The sequence below is a fragment of the Janthinobacterium sp. BHSEK genome (assembly GCF_056174685.1).
This window is the reverse complement of record NZ_JBWBYV010000053.1, coordinates 1-19,833: the sequence shown is the minus strand read 5'-3', so window position 1 is coordinate 19,833 and position 19,833 is coordinate 1. Positions and strand designations below refer to the sequence as shown.

Annotated in this window: 17 protein-coding genes; 7 read left to right on the top strand and 10 right to left on the bottom strand. The window is 66.3% G+C overall.

Going from position 1 to position 19,833, the window contains the following annotated elements; all coding sequences use genetic code 11:
* Positions 1 to 52: 52 nt before the first annotated feature.
* Both AC0V2Y_RS18740 and AC0V2Y_RS18735 read right to left on the bottom strand, forming a co-directional pair.
* On the bottom strand, positions 53 to 646 hold the full coding sequence (locus tag AC0V2Y_RS18740; protein WP_475417016.1) for an SMI1/KNR4 family protein: 594 nt from the start codon (positions 644 to 646) through the stop codon (positions 53 to 55).
* A 47-nt stretch (positions 647 to 693) separates the two neighbouring features.
* Complete coding sequence (locus tag AC0V2Y_RS18735; protein ID WP_475417017.1) at positions 694 to 1,896, bottom strand: MFS transporter; 1,203 nt, start codon at positions 1,894 to 1,896, stop codon at positions 694 to 696.
* 122 nt (positions 1,897 to 2,018) lie between these two features.
* Here AC0V2Y_RS18735 and AC0V2Y_RS18730 point away from each other — a divergent pair, with 122 nt between their 5' ends.
* A complete protein-coding gene (locus AC0V2Y_RS18730) occupies positions 2,019 to 2,540 on the top strand; it encodes a MarR family winged helix-turn-helix transcriptional regulator (RefSeq protein WP_475417018.1) in 522 nt (173 codons plus the stop codon).
* Here AC0V2Y_RS18730 and AC0V2Y_RS18725 read toward each other — a convergent pair.
* Positions 2,537 to 3,130, bottom strand: coding sequence for a hypothetical protein (locus AC0V2Y_RS18725; protein ID WP_475417019.1), 594 nt, complete (start codon positions 3,128 to 3,130; stop codon positions 2,537 to 2,539). The genes AC0V2Y_RS18730 and AC0V2Y_RS18725 overlap by 4 nt on opposite strands.
* Before the next feature lie 89 nt (positions 3,131 to 3,219).
* On the opposite strand from AC0V2Y_RS18725, the gene thiL reads away from it, so the two are divergent.
* Positions 3,220 to 4,209, top strand: coding sequence for a thiamine-phosphate kinase (gene thiL, locus AC0V2Y_RS18720; protein WP_475417020.1), 990 nt, complete (start codon positions 3,220 to 3,222; stop codon positions 4,207 to 4,209).
* On the opposite strand, the gene AC0V2Y_RS18715 is transcribed toward thiL, so the two are convergent.
* Genes AC0V2Y_RS18715 through AC0V2Y_RS18705 form a run of 3 tightly spaced genes read right to left on the bottom strand, consistent with a single transcriptional unit; the run spans position 4,206 to position 9,421 of the window.
* Positions 4,206 to 6,779 (bottom strand): EAL domain-containing protein, encoded by a 2,574-nt coding sequence (locus AC0V2Y_RS18715; RefSeq protein ID WP_475417021.1) that lies wholly within the window; start codon positions 6,777 to 6,779, stop codon positions 4,206 to 4,208. The two genes, thiL and AC0V2Y_RS18715, sit on opposite strands and share 4 nt — an antisense overlap.
* Complete coding sequence (locus AC0V2Y_RS18710; protein ID WP_475417022.1) at positions 6,776 to 8,806, bottom strand: sensor histidine kinase, YfiR-like protein-associated; 2,031 nt, start codon at positions 8,804 to 8,806, stop codon at positions 6,776 to 6,778. Before AC0V2Y_RS18710 ends, AC0V2Y_RS18715 begins: the two co-directional genes overlap by 4 nt.
* Positions 8,807 to 9,421, bottom strand: a complete 615-nt coding sequence (locus AC0V2Y_RS18705; RefSeq protein WP_475417023.1) for a TOL_0243 family YfiR-like periplasmic protein — start codon at positions 9,419 to 9,421, stop codon at positions 8,807 to 8,809. It abuts the gene before it with no gap.
* A 223-nt stretch (positions 9,422 to 9,644) separates the two neighbouring features.
* Between AC0V2Y_RS18705 and AC0V2Y_RS18700 the strand changes: the two genes are divergently transcribed.
* Positions 9,645 to 10,127, top strand: a complete 483-nt coding sequence (locus AC0V2Y_RS18700) for a CinA family protein (RefSeq protein ID WP_475417024.1) — start codon at positions 9,645 to 9,647, stop codon at positions 10,125 to 10,127.
* Here the strand turns inward: AC0V2Y_RS18700 and AC0V2Y_RS18695 are convergent.
* Positions 10,117 to 11,889, bottom strand: coding sequence for a diguanylate cyclase (locus tag AC0V2Y_RS18695; protein WP_475417025.1), 1,773 nt, complete (start codon positions 11,887 to 11,889; stop codon positions 10,117 to 10,119). The genes AC0V2Y_RS18700 and AC0V2Y_RS18695 overlap by 11 nt on opposite strands.
* A 212-nt stretch (positions 11,890 to 12,101) precedes the next feature.
* On the opposite strand from AC0V2Y_RS18695, the gene AC0V2Y_RS18690 reads away from it, so the two are divergent.
* From AC0V2Y_RS18690 to AC0V2Y_RS18680, 3 genes are all read left to right on the top strand, one after another.
* Positions 12,102 to 12,830 carry a P-loop NTPase family protein gene (locus AC0V2Y_RS18690; protein WP_101482913.1) on the top strand — a complete coding sequence of 243 codons (729 nt, stop codon included), beginning with the start codon at positions 12,102 to 12,104 and terminating at the stop codon, positions 12,828 to 12,830.
* Positions 12,831 to 13,184, top strand: a complete 354-nt coding sequence (locus tag AC0V2Y_RS18685) for a hypothetical protein (RefSeq protein WP_475417026.1) — start codon at positions 12,831 to 12,833, stop codon at positions 13,182 to 13,184. It abuts the gene before it with no gap.
* 66 nt (positions 13,185 to 13,250) lie between these two features.
* Positions 13,251 to 16,064: a M16 family metallopeptidase gene (locus tag AC0V2Y_RS18680; RefSeq protein ID WP_475417027.1), complete on the top strand. Its 2,814-nt coding sequence runs from the start codon at positions 13,251 to 13,253 to the stop codon at positions 16,062 to 16,064.
* Between the two features lie 3 nt (positions 16,065 to 16,067).
* On the opposite strand, the gene AC0V2Y_RS18675 is transcribed toward AC0V2Y_RS18680, so the two are convergent.
* Positions 16,068 to 16,469 (bottom strand): ribosomal maturation YjgA family protein, encoded by a 402-nt coding sequence (locus tag AC0V2Y_RS18675; protein WP_475417028.1) that lies wholly within the window; start codon positions 16,467 to 16,469, stop codon positions 16,068 to 16,070.
* Between the two features lie 89 nt (positions 16,470 to 16,558).
* Positions 16,559 to 17,464: a LysR family transcriptional regulator gene (locus AC0V2Y_RS18670; protein WP_475417029.1), complete on the bottom strand. Its 906-nt coding sequence runs from the start codon at positions 17,462 to 17,464 to the stop codon at positions 16,559 to 16,561.
* A 99-nt stretch (positions 17,465 to 17,563) separates the two neighbouring features.
* Between AC0V2Y_RS18670 and AC0V2Y_RS18665 the strand changes: the two genes are divergently transcribed.
* Positions 17,564 to 18,850, top strand: coding sequence for an SGNH/GDSL hydrolase family protein (locus AC0V2Y_RS18665; protein WP_475417030.1), 1,287 nt, complete (start codon positions 17,564 to 17,566; stop codon positions 18,848 to 18,850).
* Here AC0V2Y_RS18665 and cysK read toward each other — a convergent pair.
* Positions 18,847 to 19,779, bottom strand: a complete 933-nt coding sequence (gene cysK / locus AC0V2Y_RS18660) for a cysteine synthase A (RefSeq protein ID WP_475417031.1) — start codon at positions 19,777 to 19,779, stop codon at positions 18,847 to 18,849. The two genes, AC0V2Y_RS18665 and cysK, sit on opposite strands and share 4 nt — an antisense overlap.
* Positions 19,780 to 19,833 lie beyond the last annotated feature (54 nt).

Here is a 19,833-nt window from a genome sequence, read left to right as displayed (position 1 = left end):
GGACAGCACGATGCGGCGGTTGGCCGGCAGCAGGGACGGCGGCGTCGCCGGACTATTCAAAATTGTCCTCGATCAGGAAGCCGTAATCGTCATCGATCAGCATCTGCAGATACGCGTCGAAACTGTCGGCGATGACCAGGTAATTGTCGGGATCGTGCAGGAAGCGCACGACCTGCCCCACCTTGCCCGACGCCGCGGGCGTGAAATCGACATACAGCCGCGACGAGCCGCCATTGTTCATGCAATGCGAAAAACACAGGCGCTGGCCCTGTTGGATGCCCGCGTCGATGCGGGTGTCGACGATGCCGGGGTCGTCTTCCAGGTAGTGCCCATAGATATCGGCGATGCTGCGCTGGTTCGCTTGCCGGTCTTCCAGGATCTGTGCAACGGAACTCAGGTAATACGGATATTCGAACACGTCCGAACCCAGCATGTACACCAGCACCATGCCGCCGGCATACTCCTGGTAATACGTGCCGTTATACCGGCCCAGCAGGCGCAGCAGACTGTCCGGGCACAGCGGATAGGCCTGGCGCAAGCTGTCCAGTTGCGCCGCGCTGGCACCGCTGGCCAGCGCCAGTTCCGCCAGCGGCTCCGGCGGCATGGCCTGGCGCAAGCCGGCTAAATAGTGGTCGACGATATCCATGCGTGGCGGGCTCCTGAGTTGACGGGTCGGCGCAACAATATAGCAGTTCAGGATACGCGTCCGGCGCACGGCTGGCCCAGCCGCGCCCCCGGCGCGAAGCGCGTGGCAATCAGCAGCAACAACACCACGCCGCCCGCCATCACCATCCACGCCTGGGCCAGGCTGGACGAATGCTGGCGGATCAGCCCGGCGATGAAGGGCATGCTGCTGGCGATGATGTAGCCGCCGCCCTGCACGAAACCGAGCAAGGCGCCGGCGCCAGAAGGGTTCGTCACATGGTCCATGCTGACGATCAGCGACAGGGGAAACAGGGCGCCGATGCCGCAGCCGAGCAATATCACGGCGGGAATGGCCAGTTGCGCGGGCGCCACGATCAGGCACGCCAGGCCGGCCAGCACGGCCAGCAGGACGGACAGCAGCAGGATGCGGCGGTCGGCAAAGCGGTGGATGATGCTGGAAATGATCAGTCCCGCCAGCACTTCCACCAGGGTCAGGCCACCGAGCAGCAAGCCGCTGTCGGCCGCGCTCCAGCCCAGCTCCGTGTAAAACGGCGGCAGCCAGGCCAGCACCAGCGTATAGGCGCCCGTGCCGATGCCGAAAAACACCATCAGCAGCCAGGCGCGGCCATTGCCCACGGGCAGGCTGGCATCCGCGCCGCTGGCCCCGTCCACGCGCGCGGCGGCGGCGCGGCGCCACAGCAGCGCGGCGGCCACGGCGGGCAGCGCCCACAGGGCCAGCAGCGCCTGCCAGCCCAGCGACTGCGCCAGCGGCGAGGCGGACGCGGCCGCAATGGCCGCGCCGCCCATGATGCCCGTCGTATAAAAGCCCATCAGCTGGCCCGCCCGCTCGGGGAAATGGCGCTTGATGAATGCCGGCAGCAAGGCCTGCACCAGCGCGATGCCCAGGCCGCCCAAGGCCGCCGTGACGATCAGCCCGCCGCTGCCGTGCAGGGGCCAGCGCAAGGCGCAGGCGGCGGCGATGATGGCGATGCCGATGCCGATGCCGCGCACCACGCCCAGGCGGCGCTGCAGCTGCGCGCCCGCCAGCGCGCACAGGCCCATGGCGAACACGGGCACGGTGGTCAGCAAGCCCGCGTCGGCATTGCCGAGGCCCGTGCTGGCCTGGATGCTGTCGAGCAAGGGGCCGATCGCGGCCAGGATGGGGCGCAGGTTCAGGCCCAGCAGGATGATGGCGGCCACCAGCAGGGCGGACGAGGGCAGCGGAGAAGAGACGGGGCGTTCAACAGGCATGGCAGAGTAGTCCTTGCCTCGCAGGGAGGCACATGGTTTAATGCGTGACATAATCACTTGATGAAAAGTATCTTAGCATAAAGATAGAAATCTATCTTGATGTCGAGATAAATACATACACCATGACGGATACCCCGCAAGAACACACGCGCGCGCAATTTGCCGCCGCACAATGGCAGCGCGAACTGCCGCAGATGGATACGCGCGCCATGCAGCTGGTGGGCCAGTTGGGCACGGTGGCGCAGCTGATGGCGCGCGACTGGCTCAATCCCCTGTTTGCCGAACACGGCTTGCAGCCGGGCGAATTCGACGTGCTGGCGACGTTGCGCCGCTCGGGCGCGCCCTACAGCCTGACGCCGACGGCCCTGTACGAGGCGGCCATGCTGTCCTCGGGCGGCATGACCAACCGCATCGACCGGCTGGAAGCGGCCGGCCTGATCGAACGCCGGAAGCACCCGACGGACCGGCGCGGCGTGCTGGTGGCCCTCACGCCCCAAGGGCTCGCCTTGATCGAAAAGCTGGTGCTGCTGCACGTGGACAACGAGCGCGCCATGCTGTCGGCACTGAGCGCGGACGAGCAGCGCCAGCTCGACCAGTTGCTGGCCAAGCTGCTGCAGGGCATGGCACAGGCGAAGAAGGTTTAAGCGAGCACGCGCGCCAGCTCGCGCAGGGCCGCATGGCCGCGCCGTGCCTGGCGCTGCAATTCTTCCGGCGCACAGTGGCCATACAGGGCCTGGACGTGGCCCTCGCTGGCGGCGCGCAGGTCGAGCTCGCCTGCGCCGGGGTCGGGCAACTGCCCCTCGACAAGGGTCAGGAAATAATGGCGGGGCGCACCGTGCAGGTTGGCCGCGAACTGCAGCACCAGGCCGCTGTCGAACAGCAGCGCGCCGCTGTGCGCCCCCGCCTCCAGCAGCAGGCGATACGGCGGCAAGGGCCGCCGCGCCGCGCGCAGCACGCTGGCCAGGCGCAGCTGATAACCGAGTTCCAGTCCATTCGCGTGCAAGCGGCCGCCTTGCAGATACACCTTGAACGATGCTTGCACGGCCCGGCTGGCGCGGCGGAACCAGCGTTCATCCTCATACAGGCACAGCTGGCCGCCATCGCATAGTTCATAAAAACCGCGCGCCAACAGTTCCGGCGCCGTGAAACTGGCAAGGCCGACGGCCTGCGGCTCGCGCAGCCAGCCATCGTCAAGATAGGCTTGCATCACGGCGTGGATATCGTGGAGAGGCATAGGGGCATGATCGGCAGTGGCAAAGGCCTGTATTGTAGGCCAGCCTATAATAGCCGGGCCACACCATCACTCAACGAACAGACCACGCCATGGCCCCACACGACGCGCTTTCCGAATTCGACCTGATCAAACACTATTTCGTGCGCCAGCGCCCCGGCCGCGCCACCCTGGGCATCGGCGACGATTGCGCGCTGATGACGCCCGGCACCGGCAAGCAGATCGCCATCTCGTCGGACATGCTGGTCGAGGACCGGCACTTCTTTGCCGGCGCCGACGCCCGCATGCTGGGTCACAAAAGCCTGGCCGTGAACCTGTCCGACCTGGCCGCCATGGGCGCGCGCCCCGTGGCATTCACGTTGGCCCTGGCCCTGCCGCAGGCGGAGCGCGCCTGGCTGGCCGGCTTTGCCGATGGCCTGTTCGCGCTGGCCGACGCCTTTGATTGTGAACTGATCGGCGGCGACACCACCAAGGGTCCGCTGAATATCTGCATCACCGTGTTCGGCGAACTGGCGCCGGGCCAGGCCCTGCGCCGCGGCGCGGCCGTGGCGGGCGACGACATCTGGGTCAGCGGGACTGTCGGCGACGCGCGCCTGGCGCTGGCCGGCTACCGCATGGAACAGGAATTATCGCCAGCCGACCTGGCCACTGCAGGCGCGCGTCTACACACGCCGACGCCGCGCGTGGCGCTCGGCTGCGCCTTGGCCGAAGCGGGCCTCGCGCATGCGGCCATCGACATCTCGGACGGCCTTGTCGGCGACCTCGGTCACATCTTGAAAGCGTCGGGCGTGGGCGCCACCTTGGACGTCGACGCCCTGCCGGCCGGCCCCGTGCTGGCGCGGCAAGCGACGCCCCTGCGCCGCCGCTACACGGCAGCCGGCGGCGACGACTATGAGCTGTGCTTCACGGCGCCCGCTGCCTCGCGCGACGCCATCGCCGCACTGGCGATCAGCTGCGGCACGCCCGCCACGCGCGTGGGCCGCATCGAGGCGCAAGCAGGCTTGCGGCTGGTCGATGCGCAGGGACAGCCGCTGGATTTACAACTGAGCTCGTTCGACCACTTCAGCGATTCAATCGGCTAGCGCACCGCCGCCCGCGCCAATCCCGGCTGGTTCACCATCCAGTAATGCTGGAAGGCCAGGCGGATGTTGTCGCGCAGCTGGGTGTCATCCCACGGCTTCGTATAGAAACGGTAGATGGCGCCCCGGTTGATCGAGTCGAGCACGGCTTCCAGGCCCGTGTAGCCGGACAGGATGATGCGTATGGTTTCCGGATACAGCTCCTTGACCTTGCTGAGGAACTCGGTGCCGCTCATGCTGGGCATGCGCTGGTCGCAGACGATCACGTGGACCCGGTGCAGGGCCAGCATCTCAAACCCTTCGGCCGGCGTGCTGGCCGTGAGAATCTGGTAGCCCTCGGGGCGGAACAGGCGGTGCAGCGACGACAGCACGTTGACGTCGTCGTCGACGATGAGCAGGGTTTGCGCCGGCTGGGCGGCCGGGTCGTGGCCGGGCGGCAGGCCGGCGCCCGCAGCGATCATCTGTCCCAGTTCCAGCGCCGGCAGGGCGCGGCTGAAATAGAAACCCTGGATCTCGTCGCAGCGGTTGCGCCGCAGGTATTCCAGCTGCGGGCGCGATTCCACGCCCTCGGCCACCACGCTCAGTTTCAGGCTGTGCGCCATGCTGACGATGGCCAGCGCGATGGCCGCGTCGTTCGGGTTGCTGGTGATGTTGCGCACGAAGGCGATGTCGATTTTCAGCTTGTCGATGGGGAAGCGCTGCAGATACGCCAGGCTCGAGTAACCGGTGCCGAAATCGTCGATGGCCACCTTCACGCCGATTTTTTTCAGCTTGCCCAGCACGACGATGGTGCGCTCGGCGTTCGACATCAGCGCCGTTTCCGTCAGTTCCAGTTCCAGCAGCTCGGGCGCCACCTTGTGCTGCGCCAGCGCGCGCGTCACTTCGCCTTCCAGGTCGCCTTCGGCAAACTGGCGGCTCGACACGTTCACGGCCACGTGCACGGGCCCCGCTTCGCTGTCGCGCCATTCGGCGATCTGGCGGCAGGCGGCCTGGATCACCCAGGCGCCCACGCGCACGATCAGGCCCGTGTCTTCCAGCACGGGCACGAATTCGGCCGGCGCCACCAGGCCGTAGCCGGGGCGGCGCCAGCGCAGCAACGCTTCCACGCCGCTGATGCGGCCCGTGCGCAAGTCCACCTTCGGCTGGTAATACAAAATGAACTGCTCGTGTTCGAGCGCATGGCGCAGCGCCAGTTCCAGGTCCAGGCGCGCCAGCACCTGCACGTTCATGCCGGCCGTGAAAAAGCGGTAGCCGTCGCGGCCCGCCTGCTTGGCGCCGCCCATGGCCGTATTCGCGTATTTGATCAGCGTTTCCGGGTCGGTGGCGTCGTCCGGATACATGGCGATGCCGATGCTGGCCGTCAGGGTGGCCGCGTGGCCGCGCAGGTCGAACGGCGCGCGCAGGACTTCGCGCACCTGGTTGGCCACGGCCACGGCTTCCTGCTGGTTGCGGCTCATGGTCAATATGAGCGCGAATTCGTCGTTGCCCAGGCGCCCCACCGTGTCGCGCAGGCGCACGCATTCGACCAGGCGGTTGCTGAACTGGCGCAGCAGTTCGTCGCCCAGCGCCGCGCCCAGGGTGTCGTTGATGCTTTTGAAGCGGTCCAGCGCGATGAACAGCACCACGATGCGCCAGCTTTTTTCCTGCGCCAGTTCGACGGCCTGGGCCAGCGTCTGGTAAAACAGGCTGCGGTTCGGCAGGCCCGTCAAGCCGTCGTAATGGGCCAGGTGCTTCAGGCGCTCCTGCGCCTGGCGCCGTTCGCTGATGTCGCGCGCCACGGCGATCAGCAGCAGGCCGCCCGCGCCCCCGCCCGCCACGGGCGCCTGCGCATACCAGTGCCAGCCCAGTTCCACGGGCACCAGGCTCAGGTCGCGCCGCACCAGTTCGCATTCCGTCACTTCCGTGGCCAGGTGGGCCGGGCCGCCCGGCAGCGCGGCCAGGGGCGGGGCCGGCGGCGATGGCAGCAGGGTGCCGGGCGACAGCGCCAGCAGTTCGGCGCGGGCATAGCCGAGCAGGCGGCACGCGCCGTCGTTGACGTCGACCAGGGTCATGCCCAGCACGTCGACGAGGAAGATGGCGTCGGTGGTGGCGTCCATGGCGCCGCGAAAGCGCTGCAGCTCGGCCGTGCGCTGGCCCACCGTGCGTTCGAGCAAGGTGTTGTAGTGGCGCGCGGCGCGGTGCAGCAGCCGCACTTCGAGCATGTTGCGGATGCGCGTGAGCACCTCGAGCGCGTCGAACGGCTTGCTGATGAAGTCGCGCGCGCCCGCTTCCAGCGCGGCCAGCTTGGCGTCCGGGTCGGCGGCGATCACCAGCACGGGCAGATAGCCTTCCCGCTCCAGCGGACGCAAGGCATCCATCACCTCGTAGCCGCTCATGCCGGGCATGACCAGGTCGAGGATGATCAGGTCGAACTGGTGGCGCTGGTGCAGGCCGGCCACGGCGCGCGCGTCGAGGGTGCTGCTGATGGCCGTGTAGCCGCCGCTTTGCAGCAAATGCTCGAGCAGGCGCAAATTGACGTCCTGGTCGTCGACGATGAGAATTTTCGCCGCATAGATATCGGCCTGGCTGATCATGGCGCGCCTGTTCCCTTCTGCCGGCGCTGCTGCGCCACATAGGCCAGGGTGCTGTTGATCGCCTCGGTAAATTCATCGAGGTTGATCGGCTTGGTCAGATAGCGGTAAAAGCCCAGCGCCATGCTGCGCTCGACGTCGCCCGGCATGGCGTTGGCCGTCAGGGCGATGACGGGAATGTGCGCCGTGCGCGGGTCGGCGCGCAGCAGCTTCAGCGCGTCCGTGCCATTCACGTGCGGCAGGTTGATGTCCATCAGGATCAGCTGCGGCAGGTGGGTGCGCGCCATTTCCACGCCCAGGCGGCCATCCGTGGCCGTCAGCAGCTGCAATTGCGGGCAGTAGCGGACGATTTCCTCGACCAGGGTCAGGTTGGCGGGATTGTCTTCCACGTACAGCAGGGTCACGGGGGCGCTGTGCTCGAGCAGCGCCCCGGCCAGGTCGGGCCGCGGCAAGGCCAGCAGGTCGGGTGCGGGCAAGGCGTCGACCACGCGCAGCTCGATCCAGAACGTGCTGCCCTCGCCGGACGCGCTGGTCACACCGATGCTGCCATCCATCAGCTCCACCAGGCGCTTGGTGACCACCAGGCCGATGCCGCTGCCTTCTTCCGTGCCGCCCTCCTGCCCCAGCCGGTTGAAGGGCTGGAACAGCAGCGCCACCTGTTCGCCGTCGAGGCCTATGCCCGTGTCGCGCACGCTGATGCGCACCCGTCCGCCCGCCTGCGGCGCGCAATCGATGGTCACCCGCCCCTGCTCGCGGTTGTACTTGAGCGCATTCGACAGCAGGTTCAACAGAATCTGCTTGAGGCGCGTGCGGTCGGCCAGCACGTTCAGGGGGCAGGCGTCGGGGAAGGTCATGCCGATGCCGCGCTGGCTGGCCAGCGGCGCGATCATGTCGCGGCATTCCTGCAAGATGGCGTCCAGGCCCACCGGTTCGAGCGACAGGCTGACCGTCCCCGATTCCACCTTCGCCAGGTCGAGGATTTCATTGATCAAGGTCAGCAGATGGCGTCCCGATTTCAGGATATGCCCGGCGAACTCCTTCTTTTGCTCGAGGGTCGACGGCAGGCGGTCGGAACTGAGGATTTGCGCGAAGCCCAGGATGGCGTTCAGCGGCGTGCGCAATTCATGGCTCATCGACGACAGGAAGGCCGACTTGGCGTAGTTGGCGCTGCGCGCCTCTTCCATCGCCATGGCCAGTTCGCCATTCGTCATTTCCAGCTGCATCGTGCGCTCGTGCACGCGCACTTCCAGTTCCTGATTCAGGCGCATGACTTCCTGCTGCGCCTGGGTGCGCTGCTCGCCCTCGCGCGCCAGCTCGCCGTTCGAGCGTTCCAGCGCCTGCGTGCGCAGCTCGATCTCGGCCAGCATCTTGTTGAAGGAATCGACCAGCTGCGCCACTTCGTCGACGCTGAGCTTGCGCGCGCGGCGCGAGTAGTCGCCCGTCTCGATCACTTCGCGCGCCACGTCGGCGATATCGAGGATGGGCTGCGTGATGACGAAATCGAGGCGGCGCAGCAGCAGCAAGGCCACCAGCAGCGCCAGCACCGTCACGCCCAGCGCGATGGCCAGGTAATCGGCCGTGCGGCCGGCCAGCTCGTAGTCGGCGCGCAGATACACGGTGCCCAGCAGTTCGCCATTGTCGACGATGGGCTTGAACAGCTCCACAGAACTGCCCTGGATGGTTTCGCCTTCCTTGCCCACCTTCGCCGGCAGCTCGCCCACGTGCTCGTTCGCGCGGTAGCTGGCGAACAGGCTGCCGTCGGCCTTGTACAGGGCGCCGGCCGTCACGCGCGGGCGGATGCGCATCAGGCTGAGGTTTTCCAGCGCCAGGCGTTCGTCGTCGAAGGCCAGCGCGGCCGAGCTCATATGCCCCAGCAGTTCGGCCTGGGTACTGATGTCGGCCACCAGGTTGCGGTGGTAGGCGCGCAAGTCGTAGGCGACGATGGTGGCCAGCGAAATGACGAGCGCCACCAGGGTGGTCAGCAAGACCACCGACATCAGTTTGTGGCGGATGGAGCGCAGTCGTATCATCTAGGCGCCTCCCGTCTGCACGCGATAGGCGGCCAGCAGCATGCGCGCGCTGATGCGGATATGCGCCTGCGCCACGGGTTTCAGGGCCACGTCGAAGCGCACCTTGTCCTCGGCCATCACAAAATTGATCATGCTGCCCATCGCGTAGACCTCATCCGAATCGGACACCGTCAGCAACGCCAGGCCACGGCTGGCGGCCAGCATCTCCTGCAGCGCCGTTTTATCCAGCGCGCCCAGGTACAGCACGTGCAGCCCGGCCAGCGCTTCGCCGCGGCGCACTTTTTTCACCTGCACGGCGCGGCCGTTGACGCTATGCCCGGCCACGCTCAGTTCGAGCTGCTCGGCCAGCGCGTCGGCGCCCGCCACGCCGATCACCAGCGGAGAGTCGGCCCGGGCAAAGCTGCCGTCCGGCCACTCGACATAGCCGGCAAACTTGTACAGATACGCGGCCTTGACCTGGCGCTCGAGGTCGCCCGGCACCTGCGCCTGCGCCTCGGCGCACAGCGCGCCCAGGAGCAGCAATAGCCAGCCCCAGCGAAGGGAGCGATGGCCGCCGCGCACGGGGCGGCGCAGGGGGCCAGGATGACGCCACCAGGTCCAGTTCAGAATTGCCATGACAACCGAGTAAAGATAATGCATACGAAGGCGCGGCACCATGCCGCTTGCCTGTTCGAGCGATGTGCACCAGGGCGGCGCAGCGACAGAGCGCCTGCCGGCCCGAAGTGGTAGCAAATGTATAAAAGAGTGTACGCATTTTCGCTGTGACCGGGGAAAGTTTCTTTTACCGTGGGCCATGCTACAGTCTTGCCACCATTTTCACCGCATGCAGGAGTCAACCATGAGCAACGCACTCGTCCCCCTCTCCACCGCCGTCGGCCTGGCCCTGCAGGCGAAGGGCCTGCTGCTGGCCACGGCCGAATCGTGCACGGGCGGCGGCGTGGCACAGGCCGTCACCGATATCTCAGGCTCGAGCGCCTGGTTCGAACGGGGCTTCGTCACCTATTCCAACGGGGCCAAGACCGGCATGCTGGGCGTGCCCGCCGAACTGATCGCCGCCCACGGCGCCGTCAGCGAGGAAGTGGCCGCCGCCATGGCGCAAGGAACGCTGGCCCACAGCGAAGCCCAGGTGGCCGTCTCGACCACGGGCATCGCCGGCCCCACGGGCGGCGTGCCGGGCAAGCCCGTCGGCACCGTCTGCTTCGGCTGGGCCATGGACGGGCGCGTGCAGACGCAGCGGCGGGTGTTCGCCGGCGACCGCCAGGCCGTGCGCGAGCAGGCCGTGGCGCACGCCCTGCGCGAACTGCTGCGTTTTATCCAGTAGCGTCGGCGACGCAGGCGCGGTCGCGTCCCGCCTGCTTGGCCGCGTACAGGGCGCTGTCGGCGCGCATCAGCAATTCGTGGCGGCCGGCGCCGTGGCGCGGATATTCGGCGATACCGGCGGAAAAGGTGCAGCCGGACAGGCTGTGCGGCGCCTGCTGGATCAGCAGCTGGCGGTAGCGCGCGGCGATATCGTCGATCTTGTGCGCGGCGATGACGCTGTCGGCCTCGCGCAACAGCAGGCAGAATTCCTCGCCGCCATAGCGGCACACCATGTCGCTGCCGCGCAGCTGGCTCTCCACCAGGCGCGCGAACTGGATCAGCACCTCATCGCCAAAGTTATGCCCGTACGTGTCGTTGACGCGCTTGAAGAAATCCAGGTCGATGATGGCGATGGCCACGGGCGCATCCGCATCGGCCGCGTGCAGGATGGCATTGAGGCAGGTTTCAAAATGGCGGCGGTTGTACAGGCCCGTCAGGTGGTCGCGCATGGCCTGCTCCTTCAGGCTGTCCTGCAGCGAATTGACGTGCAGGATCTGGTGCGCCAGTTCGCGGTTCAGGTGCTCGAGCTTGACATTTTCCGATTCGCGCGCCGCCTGCAGCTCCAGCGCCTTGTCGCGCTCGGCTTTCAGGCTGTGCATTTCCTTTTCCAGGTTGCGCATCAGACTGCGCGAGGCGCGCGCCGACTTGCTGCTGGCCTCGTACGCGGCCTGGTATTGCTGCAGGAAACCGTACGCGGCCTGCCATTCGCCCAGCTGGGCATTGATGTCGGACAAGCCGCGCAGGATCTGCTGCTGGTGAAACGGATTGCGCGTCCAGCTCAGCAGGCTGTGCGCCTGCGTCAGCGAGGCCAGCGCCTGCGCCGTCTGGCCCGCGTGCAGGTCCAGCTTGCCGCGCACCAGCCACGCATGCATCTGCTCTTCCAGGTCCTGGCCGCGGCGCGCATAGTCTTCCGCCCGCAGCAGCAATTGCAAGGCGCTCCCGGGCTGGCGCAGCAGGATGGCGGCGTGGGCGGCAATACAGAACAGGAAGGCGCGCACGGCCAGGTCTTCTTCCGGCCACTCGTAAAACGGCTCGACCAGCGCCAGCGCCTCGGCTGGCTTGCCGGTGGCTAATAAACACATGGCCAGATTGGCCGAAACGATGGTTTGCTGGTATTTGAGCTTTTGCGTGCCGATGATCTCGAGCGCCTCGACCAGCAGGGGAATGGCGTCTTCATCGTTGCCCAGGTCATGCTGCGACGACGCCAGGTTCGACAGGCTGTTGACCCGGTGCGCGGGGCTGCCGAAACGCTCGGCGATGTCGAGCGCCAGCAGGAAATTGCGCGGACCGTCCTGCGTATCGCCACGGTTCAGGGCATCGACGCCCAGGCGCGCGTACAGCATGAACTTGTGCAGCGAGTCGGGGATCTGCGCGGCCTGGCTGCGCGCCTGCAGGAAGTGCTGCTCGGCATCGGCGAAGTCGCCGCGCCGGCTCGCATACGCGCCCCGCAGGGCGGCCACTTCCATGCCGCCTTCCAGGTCGCAGGTCTGCTTGAAATAGTCGCGCAGGCGCTCGCACGACGGCTCCGTTTCGCCCGCATAATAGGACAGCCAGCAATGATTGAGTTCCGCATACGCGCCGCCGCGCGCATACTGTTGCCGTTGCGCCGCCGCCAGCGCCATCTGCGCCAGCCGGCGTGCCTGGCGGCGGTTGCCGACCAGGCAAGACAGGGCTTGCTGATTCAAACGGTCAATGTCGGCTTTATCGAGACTGGAGATCGGCACTGCGTCCTCATTCACACTCTGGGGTGCATTTTTCACACAAAACTTGCTCTGTATCAATGGTATCCTGATTAACATCATAACCAGATTCGCTCCCGCGCATGGCATCTTTGCAAAGGATTGTGGTAAAAATGCCAGTCGTGGCCTGGCCGGGCGCCAGCGCCGCTGTCACGGATCTTTGATTGTCACTGACGCAACAACTTGGAGTAGTCGCAATGCAAAACACGGTACATTTCATCCTGCAGGGCAAGGGCGGCATCGGCAAGACCCTCGTCTCGACCCTGCTGGCCCAGTGGATAGGCGGCAAGGACGACACGCCTTTGCGCTGTTATGACACCGACCAGGAAAACGCCACCTTCTCGCGCTACAAGGCGATGAACGTCAAGCACGTGCCCGTGATGACGGATGCGCGCAACATCGATCCGAAACGCTTCGACGCGCTGATGATCGACATCCTCGATACGGACGGCAACTGCGTGGTCGACAATGGCGCGAACACGTTTTCGCCGCTGATGGGCTACCTGCTGGAAAACGACTGTTTCTCTCTTCTGGAAGAATCGGGCCGCAAGGTGTACATCCACACCATCGTCGGCGGCGGCGACACCCTGCACGACACGGCCACGGGTTTTGTCGCCACGGCCCAAGCGACGAAGGTGCCGCTGGTGCTGTGGCAAAACGAACACTTCGGCCTGCTGCAATCGGCGTCCGGCAAGCAATTCGTCGAATCGCAGTCGTATGCCGACAACCGCGCGCGCGTCAAAGGCAGCATCACCTTGAGCCAGCGCAACCCCGACACCTTCGGCGCCGACGTCAAGAAAATGAACACGGCGCGCCTGACGATGCAGGAAGTGCTGCAGAACGACAAGTTCAACATCATGGAAAAGCAGCGCATCAAGGTCGTCTACCGCGACATCTTCGAACAGCTCGACAAGGTGCAGTGGTAGATGGACCGGCACACACTGCGCAGCCACGTGTTCGACAAGACGGGCATCAAGATCGACGTCGACGACCCGATATTCGCCCTGGTGGCGTTGAACGAAGCCGTGCTGGCGGACACCGTCGAACGCCAGCTGGCCCTGCTGGACGCCGCCACCCACGCGCTGGCGGCGCAGGCGCGCGCCACGGGCGGCTTGCCGCCCGAACCGGGCGCAGCCATGCCCCAGCCCGTGCCGCAAGCGCCCGGGCCCGCCCCCCTTTTTACGCCGCGCGAATGGCGTTTGCTGGGTGCGGCGGCCATCGTCTCGCTCACCTGCGCGCTGCTGGTGCTGGGCGGCGCGGCCCTGCTGTATAAACTGTAGCACCGTCGCGCTGGGCCAGCCACGAGCGGGCCGCAGCGTCTTCCCCACCCTAGCCTGGAAGCATGCATGAAACCGATCAAATTGCTGGCCATTCCCGCCCTGATGCTGTCGCTGTACGGCGCCCCGCTCACGCTCGCCCACGCCGCCGGCGCCGCTGCCGCGACGGCAGCCACGGCCGTGCCCAATGTCGCCTACGAAAAATACACCTTGCCGAACGGTCTCGACGTGATCCTCGTGGAAGACCATAAATTGCCCGTCACGGCCGTCAACATCTGGTACCACGTGGGACCGGCGAATGAAGCGCCGGGCCTGACGGGCTTTGCGCATTTGTTCGAACACATGATGTTCGCCGCCACCAAGCACGTGCCGCGCGGCATGGCCGACCAGCTGCTGGAAGGCGCGGGCGCCACGGATTCGAACGGCAGCACGGATTTCGACCGCACCAATTATTTCGACACGGTGCCGTCGAACCAGCTGGAACTGGCCCTGTGGGCCCATTCCGACCGCATGGGCTATCTGCTGGACGTGCTCGACCAGACGGCGCTGACGAACCAGCAGGACGTGGTGCGCAACGAACGCCGCCAGAGCGTGGAAAACGCGCCCTACGGCATCGTGCAGGAAGCGCTGTACCACCAGCTGTTTCCGAAGACCCATCCGTATTACGCCAGCGTCATCGGTTCGCATGCGGACATCCAGAACGCGAAACTGGCCGACATCAAGGAATTCTTCAGCAAATACTATGGTCCCAACAATGCCAGCCTGGTGATCGCGGGCGACATCGACAAGGCGAAGACCAAGGAACTGGTCAACAAGTATTTTGGCAGCTTCAAGAGCGGCCCCGCCGTGGCCAAGCCCGACGTCGTGACGCCGCCCATCACGCAGGAGCGCCGCATCGTGGTGCAGGACCGGGTCGAACTGCCGCGCGTCTTCATGGCCTGGCTGACGCCGTCCGCCTACGCCAAGGACGATGCGGAACTGTCGATGGCCGCGCAGATCCTGGCCGGCGGCAAGTCCAGCCGCCTGTATAAATCCCTGGTGTACGACAAGCAGATCGCGCAGGACGTGGGCGCCAACCAGAGCTCGAACGCCCTCACCTCCGTGTTCACCCTCGACGTGACGGCCCGCCCCGGCCATAAGCCCGAGGAAATCGAGCAAGCCATGCAGGCGGAACTGGAGCAATTGCGCACCAAGGGGCCCAGCGAGAAGGAAATCGAGCGGGCCCGCAACAGCATCGAAACGAGCATGCTGAGCCAAGTGGAAAAAGTGGGCGGCAATGCCAACATAATGAACCAGTACAACCAGTACCTGGACGACCCCGGCTACCTGGGCAAGGATATCGAGCGCTACCGTCAGGTGACGGCGGCCGGCGTGCAGCGCGCCGTCGACACCTACCTGAAAAATCAGGCGCGCGTGGTCGTGTATGGCGTACCGGGCAAGCCGGACCTGGGTCCGGAAGTGGCGACGCCGGCGCCGGGCAAAGTCAAGCCGGCGCCAGGCACGGCCATCAATGCGGACGAGCCATGGCGCAACGCGGTGCCGAAGGCCGGTCCCGCGCCGACAATCGTGCTGCCGCAAGCGACCTCCTTCACCTTGAGCAATGGCTTGACCGTGATCCACAACTACAACCCGGCCGTGCCGCTCGTGTCCAGCCAACTGGTCATCAAAAGCGGTTCGGGCGCCAATCCGCTGGCGCAGCCGGGCTTGTCAGGCTTTACGGCGCAATTGCTGCAGGAAGGGACCAGTACGCGCAGCGCGCCGCAGATCGCCGATGACGTGGCGCAACTGGGCGCTTTCCTCGGCACGGGTTCCGGCGCGGACGCCTCGTTCGCCCAGCTGACGTCGCTGAAAACCACCTTCCCGCAAGCGCTCGACGTGCTGGCCGACGTGGTGCAGCACCCGCAATTCCCGCAAGAAGAGGTGGAACGCCAGCGCGCCAGCCGCATCGGCGAACTGGCGCAGCAGCGCGAAAACGCGGCGGCCGTGGCGGCCCGCGTGGAAGCGGCCGCCCTGTACGGCCCGCAACATCCGTACGGCACCATCCAGCTGGGCACGGAAGCGGCCCTGAAGGCGACCAGCCGCGCCGACCTGCAAGCGTTCTGGCAGCAGCATTACGTGCCCAACAATGCGGCCCTGATCGTCTCCGGCGACATCGACGCGGCGCAATTGAAGGCCCTGGCGGAAGCCAAGTTCGGCAGCTGGAAGGCGGGCGCGGTGGCGCCGTCCGTGACGGCGGCGCCGGCCACGACGAAAGCCAGACTGATCCTCGTCGACAAGCCGGGCGCGCCGCAGACGGCCGTGCGCCTGTCGACCATCGCCGTGGCCCGCGCAACGCCCGACTATGCGCCGCTGCAAGTGATGAACGCGGCGCTGGGCGGCTTGTTTACTAGCCGGCTGAGCAATAACCTGCGCGAAGAGAAGGGCTACACGTATGGCGTGCGCTCGCAATTCCAGTACCGCAGCCAGCCGGGACCGTTCTCCATCGCGGCCGGCGTGCGCACCGACGTGACGGGTGCGGCCGTGTCGGAAACCTTCAAGGAAATCCGCGCCATGATCGCCAAGCCCTTGACGGCCAGGGAATTGTCGAATGCGCGCAATTCGCAGGTGCTGTCCTTGCCGGGCCAGTTCGAGACGAATGCCAGCATCAGCGCCAGCATGGCCAACACCTATGTCTACGGCCTGGGGCTCGACTACTACGCGACCTTGCCGCAGCGCTTTGCCAGCGTGACGGACAAGCAGGTGCAGCAGGTGGCGAAGAAATACCTGCAACCGGAAAAGCTGATCGTCATCGGCGTGGGCGACAAGGCGAAGATCGCGCCGCAGTTGAGCAAGCTCAAACTGGCGCCCGTGGAACTGCGCGATGCGGAGGGTAAGGTGAAGTAAAGACTAGCGGCGCCGGAACAGAACAGCCTTGTCCACCAGCGCCGCGATCGCCACGCCCGCCGTGTAGGCGATCAAATCGCCCCAGCCGAAGGTGGAACCGAGCACCAGGTGTCCCAGCGGATGCGCGCGCAGCGCGACGAGCCAGGGCGTCTGGATCAGCTGGCCGAATTCCACGGCAAAGCAGATCAGCAGCGCAGTCAGCGCCAGCTGCCAGGTGCGCATACGCGTGGCGACGATGCCCAGCGCAAAGACGATCATCATGGCCCACAGGGCGTCGCCCGGATACTTGCCCAGCGCGGCGGGGAGGAATTGGGGATAGGCGCGCGAGGCCAGGCCCAGCGCGATGACAGCCACGGTTGCGCCCACCTGCAGCAGGCGGCGGCGTTCAGGTTTTACCAGGAACATATTTCCATTCAAAGGCACAATACGGGCCGAACCATTGCGGCCCGTCCGATATTGTACTGCGCGGCCGTGTCCGCCTGCAGCCTATCGCATCAAGCCAGGTCCACGTGCTGCGCCAGGAAGTCGAGAAAGACGCGCACGCGCAGCGGCACATGCCCGCCCTGCCCCACGAACACGGCATGTACTTCCTCGCTGTCGCCCGGGTTGAACGCTTCCAGCACGGCCTGCAAACGGCCTGCCGCGATATCGGTGCGCACCTGGAAGGCCGCCAGGCGCGCCAGTCCCAGCCCCGCCAGCGCCAGTTGCCGCAAGGCTTCGCCATCGCTGGCCTGCGCATTGCCAACGACCGGCACGACGAGGTCGCCCTCGGGCAGGCGCAACGGCCAGCCCGAGCGGGCGCGCGCGTAATTGGCGTCGAGCAGATTGTGCGACGCCAGATCGGCCGCTGCCCGCGGCGTGCCGCGCCGCGCCAGATAGGCGGGCGATGCGACGATCGCCATGCGCGTCTGGCCCAGCTTACGCGCCAGCAAGTTGGAGCTTTTCAGGGGGCCGGCCCGCACGGCCACGTCCGTGCGCTGCTCGAGGATATCGACCACGGTATCGGTCAGCACGATGTCGAGCGTCACCTCGGGATAGCGCTCGAGAAACAGCGGCGCCAGCGGCAGCAAGAAATGCTGGCCGAACGGCACATTCGCATTCACCCTGATCTTGCCACGCGGCACATCCTGCACGCCCGCGCAGCGCTCGGCCTCGTCCAGCGCCGCCAGCACCTGCGTGCCCCGTTCATACAGGCCGCAGCCCTCGGCCGTCAGCTGCAGCTGGCGCGTGGAGCGGTTCAACAGGCGCGCGCCCAGGCGCTCCTCCAGCCGAGACACGAGCTTGCTGACGGCCGACGGCGTCATGCCGCAGGCGCGCGCGGCGGCGGAAAAACCGCCCAGCTCGACGACGCGCACAAACACTTCCAGCTCGCCGGAGCGGTTCACTTCGAGTCTGGCCATTGTGAATTCAACTCATAAATGTTCTTCGATAGGATAGTCTAGTGCATAAATGGCTTTGCTTGCATCATGCGCACATTCCCCTTGATGAAGCGAGCCGCCATGCAACGATCTTCCCTCCTCCCCGCCGCCCTGCTGAGTCTGGCATTCAGCACCAGCCCGGCCCAGGCCGCCAACGCCGAACTTGCACCAGCCCCCGCCTCCAACTGGCTGGCCAGCTGGACAACCAGCCCGCAAGCCGTGTGGGGCAGCGACTTTGTGCTTCCCGCCAACGTGCCCGCCGTGCTGCACGGGCAAACCGTGCGTCAGGTGGCGCGCCTCAGCATGGGCGGCCCGCGCGTGCGCATCGTGCTGTCGAATGCGTATGGCAAGGTGCCGCTGCGCATCGGCGCGGCCAGCGTGGCGCTGGCCGCGTCCGGATCGGCCATCGCAGCGGGCAGCCTGCGCACGCTGACCTTTGCCGGCCAGCCCTCGGCTACCATGGCGCCGGGAGCGCCGCTCGTCAGCGACCCCGTCGCGCTGTCCGTGCCAGACCTGGCGCGGCTGACGGTGAGCGTCCACCTGCCGCAAGCCAGTTCCGTCTCCACGTTTCACTGGGATGGCCGCGAAACGGCGTGGATCGCCCCGCACGACCAGACGCGGGCCGCGCGCATTGACGAGGCGCAAACGGGCGTGCAGACCACCACGGCGCGCCTTCTACTCGGTGCCATCGAAGTGGAAGCGGCGCCGGCGGCGCAAGCCGTGGCCATCCTGGGCGACTCGATCACCGATGGCGCCAGCGCCAGCCTGGGGATCGATGCGCGCTGGCCCGACTTCCTGGCCAGGCGCCTGGCGCCGCAGGGCGTGGCCGTGATCAATGCGGGCATTTCCGGTGGACGGCTATTGTCCGACGGCATGGGAGAGAACGCCCTGGCGCGCTTCGAGCGCGACGTGCTGGCGCAGCCTGGCGTGCGCTCGGTGGTCGTCTTGTTGGGGATCAATGACATCAGCTGGCCCGGCACGGCGTTCGCGCCACAGAAACAGCGTCCCACCTTGGAAGAATTAAGCATCGGCTACGCGCAGCTGGTGGCCCAGGCCCGCAGCCGCGGCGTGCGCGTCATCGGCGCCACCCTGACGCCGTTCGAAGGCGCCCTGCCCGACACGCCCTTGAGCGACTATTATCAAAAGGAAAAAGATGCGCTGCGCCAGCAATTGAATACGTGGATACGCGGCAGCGGCCTGTTTGACGCCGTGCTCGACTTCGACGCCTGGACGCGCGACCCCGCCCATCCGCTGCGTCTGCTGCCCGCCTACGACTCGGGCGACCATTTGCACCCGGGCGACGCCGGCAACCGGGCGCTGGCGGAAGGGATAGACCTGCGGCTGCTGTTGCCGGCCCTCAAGCCTTAATCGCCCAGCCCTGCGTACAAGGCCGTGCTCAAGTAGCGCTCGCCGAACGACGGGATGATGGTGACGATGTTCTTGCCCGCGTTTTCCGGACGGCGCGCCACTTGCAGGGCGGCCCACAGGGCGGCGCCCGACGAGATGCCGACCAACAAGCCTTCATCGCTGGCGGCCAGGCGCGCCGTGGCGAAGGCGTCGTCGTTCTTGACGCAAATGATTTCGTCGTAGATGGCCGTGTTGAGGATCTGCGGCACGAAACCGGCGCCGATGCCCTGGATCGGGTGCGGCCCCTTGGTGCCTTTCGACAGCATCGGCGACGCTTCCGGTTCCACGGCGATCACTTGCAGGCCGGGCTTGCGCTCCTTCAACACTTCGCCGATGCCGGTGATCGTGCCGCCCGTACCCACGCCGGCGACGACGATGTCCACTTGCCCATCCGTGTCGCGCCAGATTTCCTCGGCCGTCGTGGCGCGGTGGATGGCGGGATTGGCGGGATTATTAAATTGCTGCAGCATCAGGTAGCGCGGGTCGGCCGCCACCAGTTCCTCGGCCTTCCGGATGGCGCCCAGCATGCCTTCGCTGCCAGGTGTGAGCACCAGTTCGGCACCGTAGGCGCGCAGCAGGATGCGCCGTTCGCGGCTCATGGTGTCGGGCATGACGAGGGTGCAGCGGTAGCCGCGCGCGGCGCACACCATGGCCAGCGCGATGCCCGTGTTGCCGCTGGTGGGCTCGACGATGACGGTATCGGGATGGATCTTGCCGGCGCTTTCCGCGGCGACGATCATGGACAGGCCGATGCGGTCCTTGACGCTGTGCGCGGGATTGTAGAATTCGAGTTTGGCGAGGATGGTGGCCACACTGCCGGCGGCGATGCGGTTGATGCGCACCAGGGGGGTGTTGCCGATCAGTTCAGTGACGTCGTTGGCGATGTTCATGGGAGTCTCCACAGCAATTACAGAAGAATCCAGTCTACCGCGTTTTGGCGGCGG

What these genes read in the sequence shown, in the direction of transcription:
- AC0V2Y_RS18740 (WP_475417016.1), bottom strand. Translation starts at nt 646, where the DNA reads ATGGATATCGTCGACCACTATTTAGCCGGCTTGCGCCAGGCCATGCCG.
- AC0V2Y_RS18690 (WP_101482913.1), top strand. Translation starts at nt 12,102, where the DNA reads ATGCAAAACACGGTACATTTCATCCTGCAGGGCAAGGGCGGCATCGGC.
- AC0V2Y_RS18700 (WP_475417024.1), top strand. Translation starts at nt 9,645, where the DNA reads ATGAGCAACGCACTCGTCCCCCTCTCCACCGCCGTCGGCCTGGCCCTG.
- AC0V2Y_RS18680 (WP_475417027.1), top strand. Translation starts at nt 13,251, where the DNA reads ATGAAACCGATCAAATTGCTGGCCATTCCCGCCCTGATGCTGTCGCTG.
- thiL (WP_475417020.1), top strand. Translation starts at nt 3,220, where the DNA reads ATGGCCCCACACGACGCGCTTTCCGAATTCGACCTGATCAAACACTAT.
- AC0V2Y_RS18730 (WP_475417018.1), top strand. Translation starts at nt 2,019, where the DNA reads ATGACGGATACCCCGCAAGAACACACGCGCGCGCAATTTGCCGCCGCA.
- AC0V2Y_RS18685 (WP_475417026.1), top strand. Translation starts at nt 12,831, where the DNA reads ATGGACCGGCACACACTGCGCAGCCACGTGTTCGACAAGACGGGCATC.
- AC0V2Y_RS18735 (WP_475417017.1), bottom strand. Translation starts at nt 1,896, where the DNA reads ATGCCTGTTGAACGCCCCGTCTCTTCTCCGCTGCCCTCGTCCGCCCTG.
- AC0V2Y_RS18670 (WP_475417029.1), bottom strand. Translation starts at nt 17,464, where the DNA reads ATGGCCAGACTCGAAGTGAACCGCTCCGGCGAGCTGGAAGTGTTTGTG.
- cysK (WP_475417031.1), bottom strand. Translation starts at nt 19,779, where the DNA reads ATGAACATCGCCAACGACGTCACTGAACTGATCGGCAACACCCCCCTG.
- AC0V2Y_RS18725 (WP_475417019.1), bottom strand. Translation starts at nt 3,130, where the DNA reads ATGCCTCTCCACGATATCCACGCCGTGATGCAAGCCTATCTTGACGAT.
- AC0V2Y_RS18675 (WP_475417028.1), bottom strand. Translation starts at nt 16,469, where the DNA reads ATGTTCCTGGTAAAACCTGAACGCCGCCGCCTGCTGCAGGTGGGCGCA.
- AC0V2Y_RS18665 (WP_475417030.1), top strand. Translation starts at nt 17,564, where the DNA reads ATGCAACGATCTTCCCTCCTCCCCGCCGCCCTGCTGAGTCTGGCATTC.
- AC0V2Y_RS18715 (WP_475417021.1), bottom strand. Translation starts at nt 6,779, where the DNA reads ATGATCAGCCAGGCCGATATCTATGCGGCGAAAATTCTCATCGTCGAC.
- AC0V2Y_RS18705 (WP_475417023.1), bottom strand. Translation starts at nt 9,421, where the DNA reads ATGGCAATTCTGAACTGGACCTGGTGGCGTCATCCTGGCCCCCTGCGC.
- AC0V2Y_RS18710 (WP_475417022.1), bottom strand. Translation starts at nt 8,806, where the DNA reads ATGATACGACTGCGCTCCATCCGCCACAAACTGATGTCGGTGGTCTTG.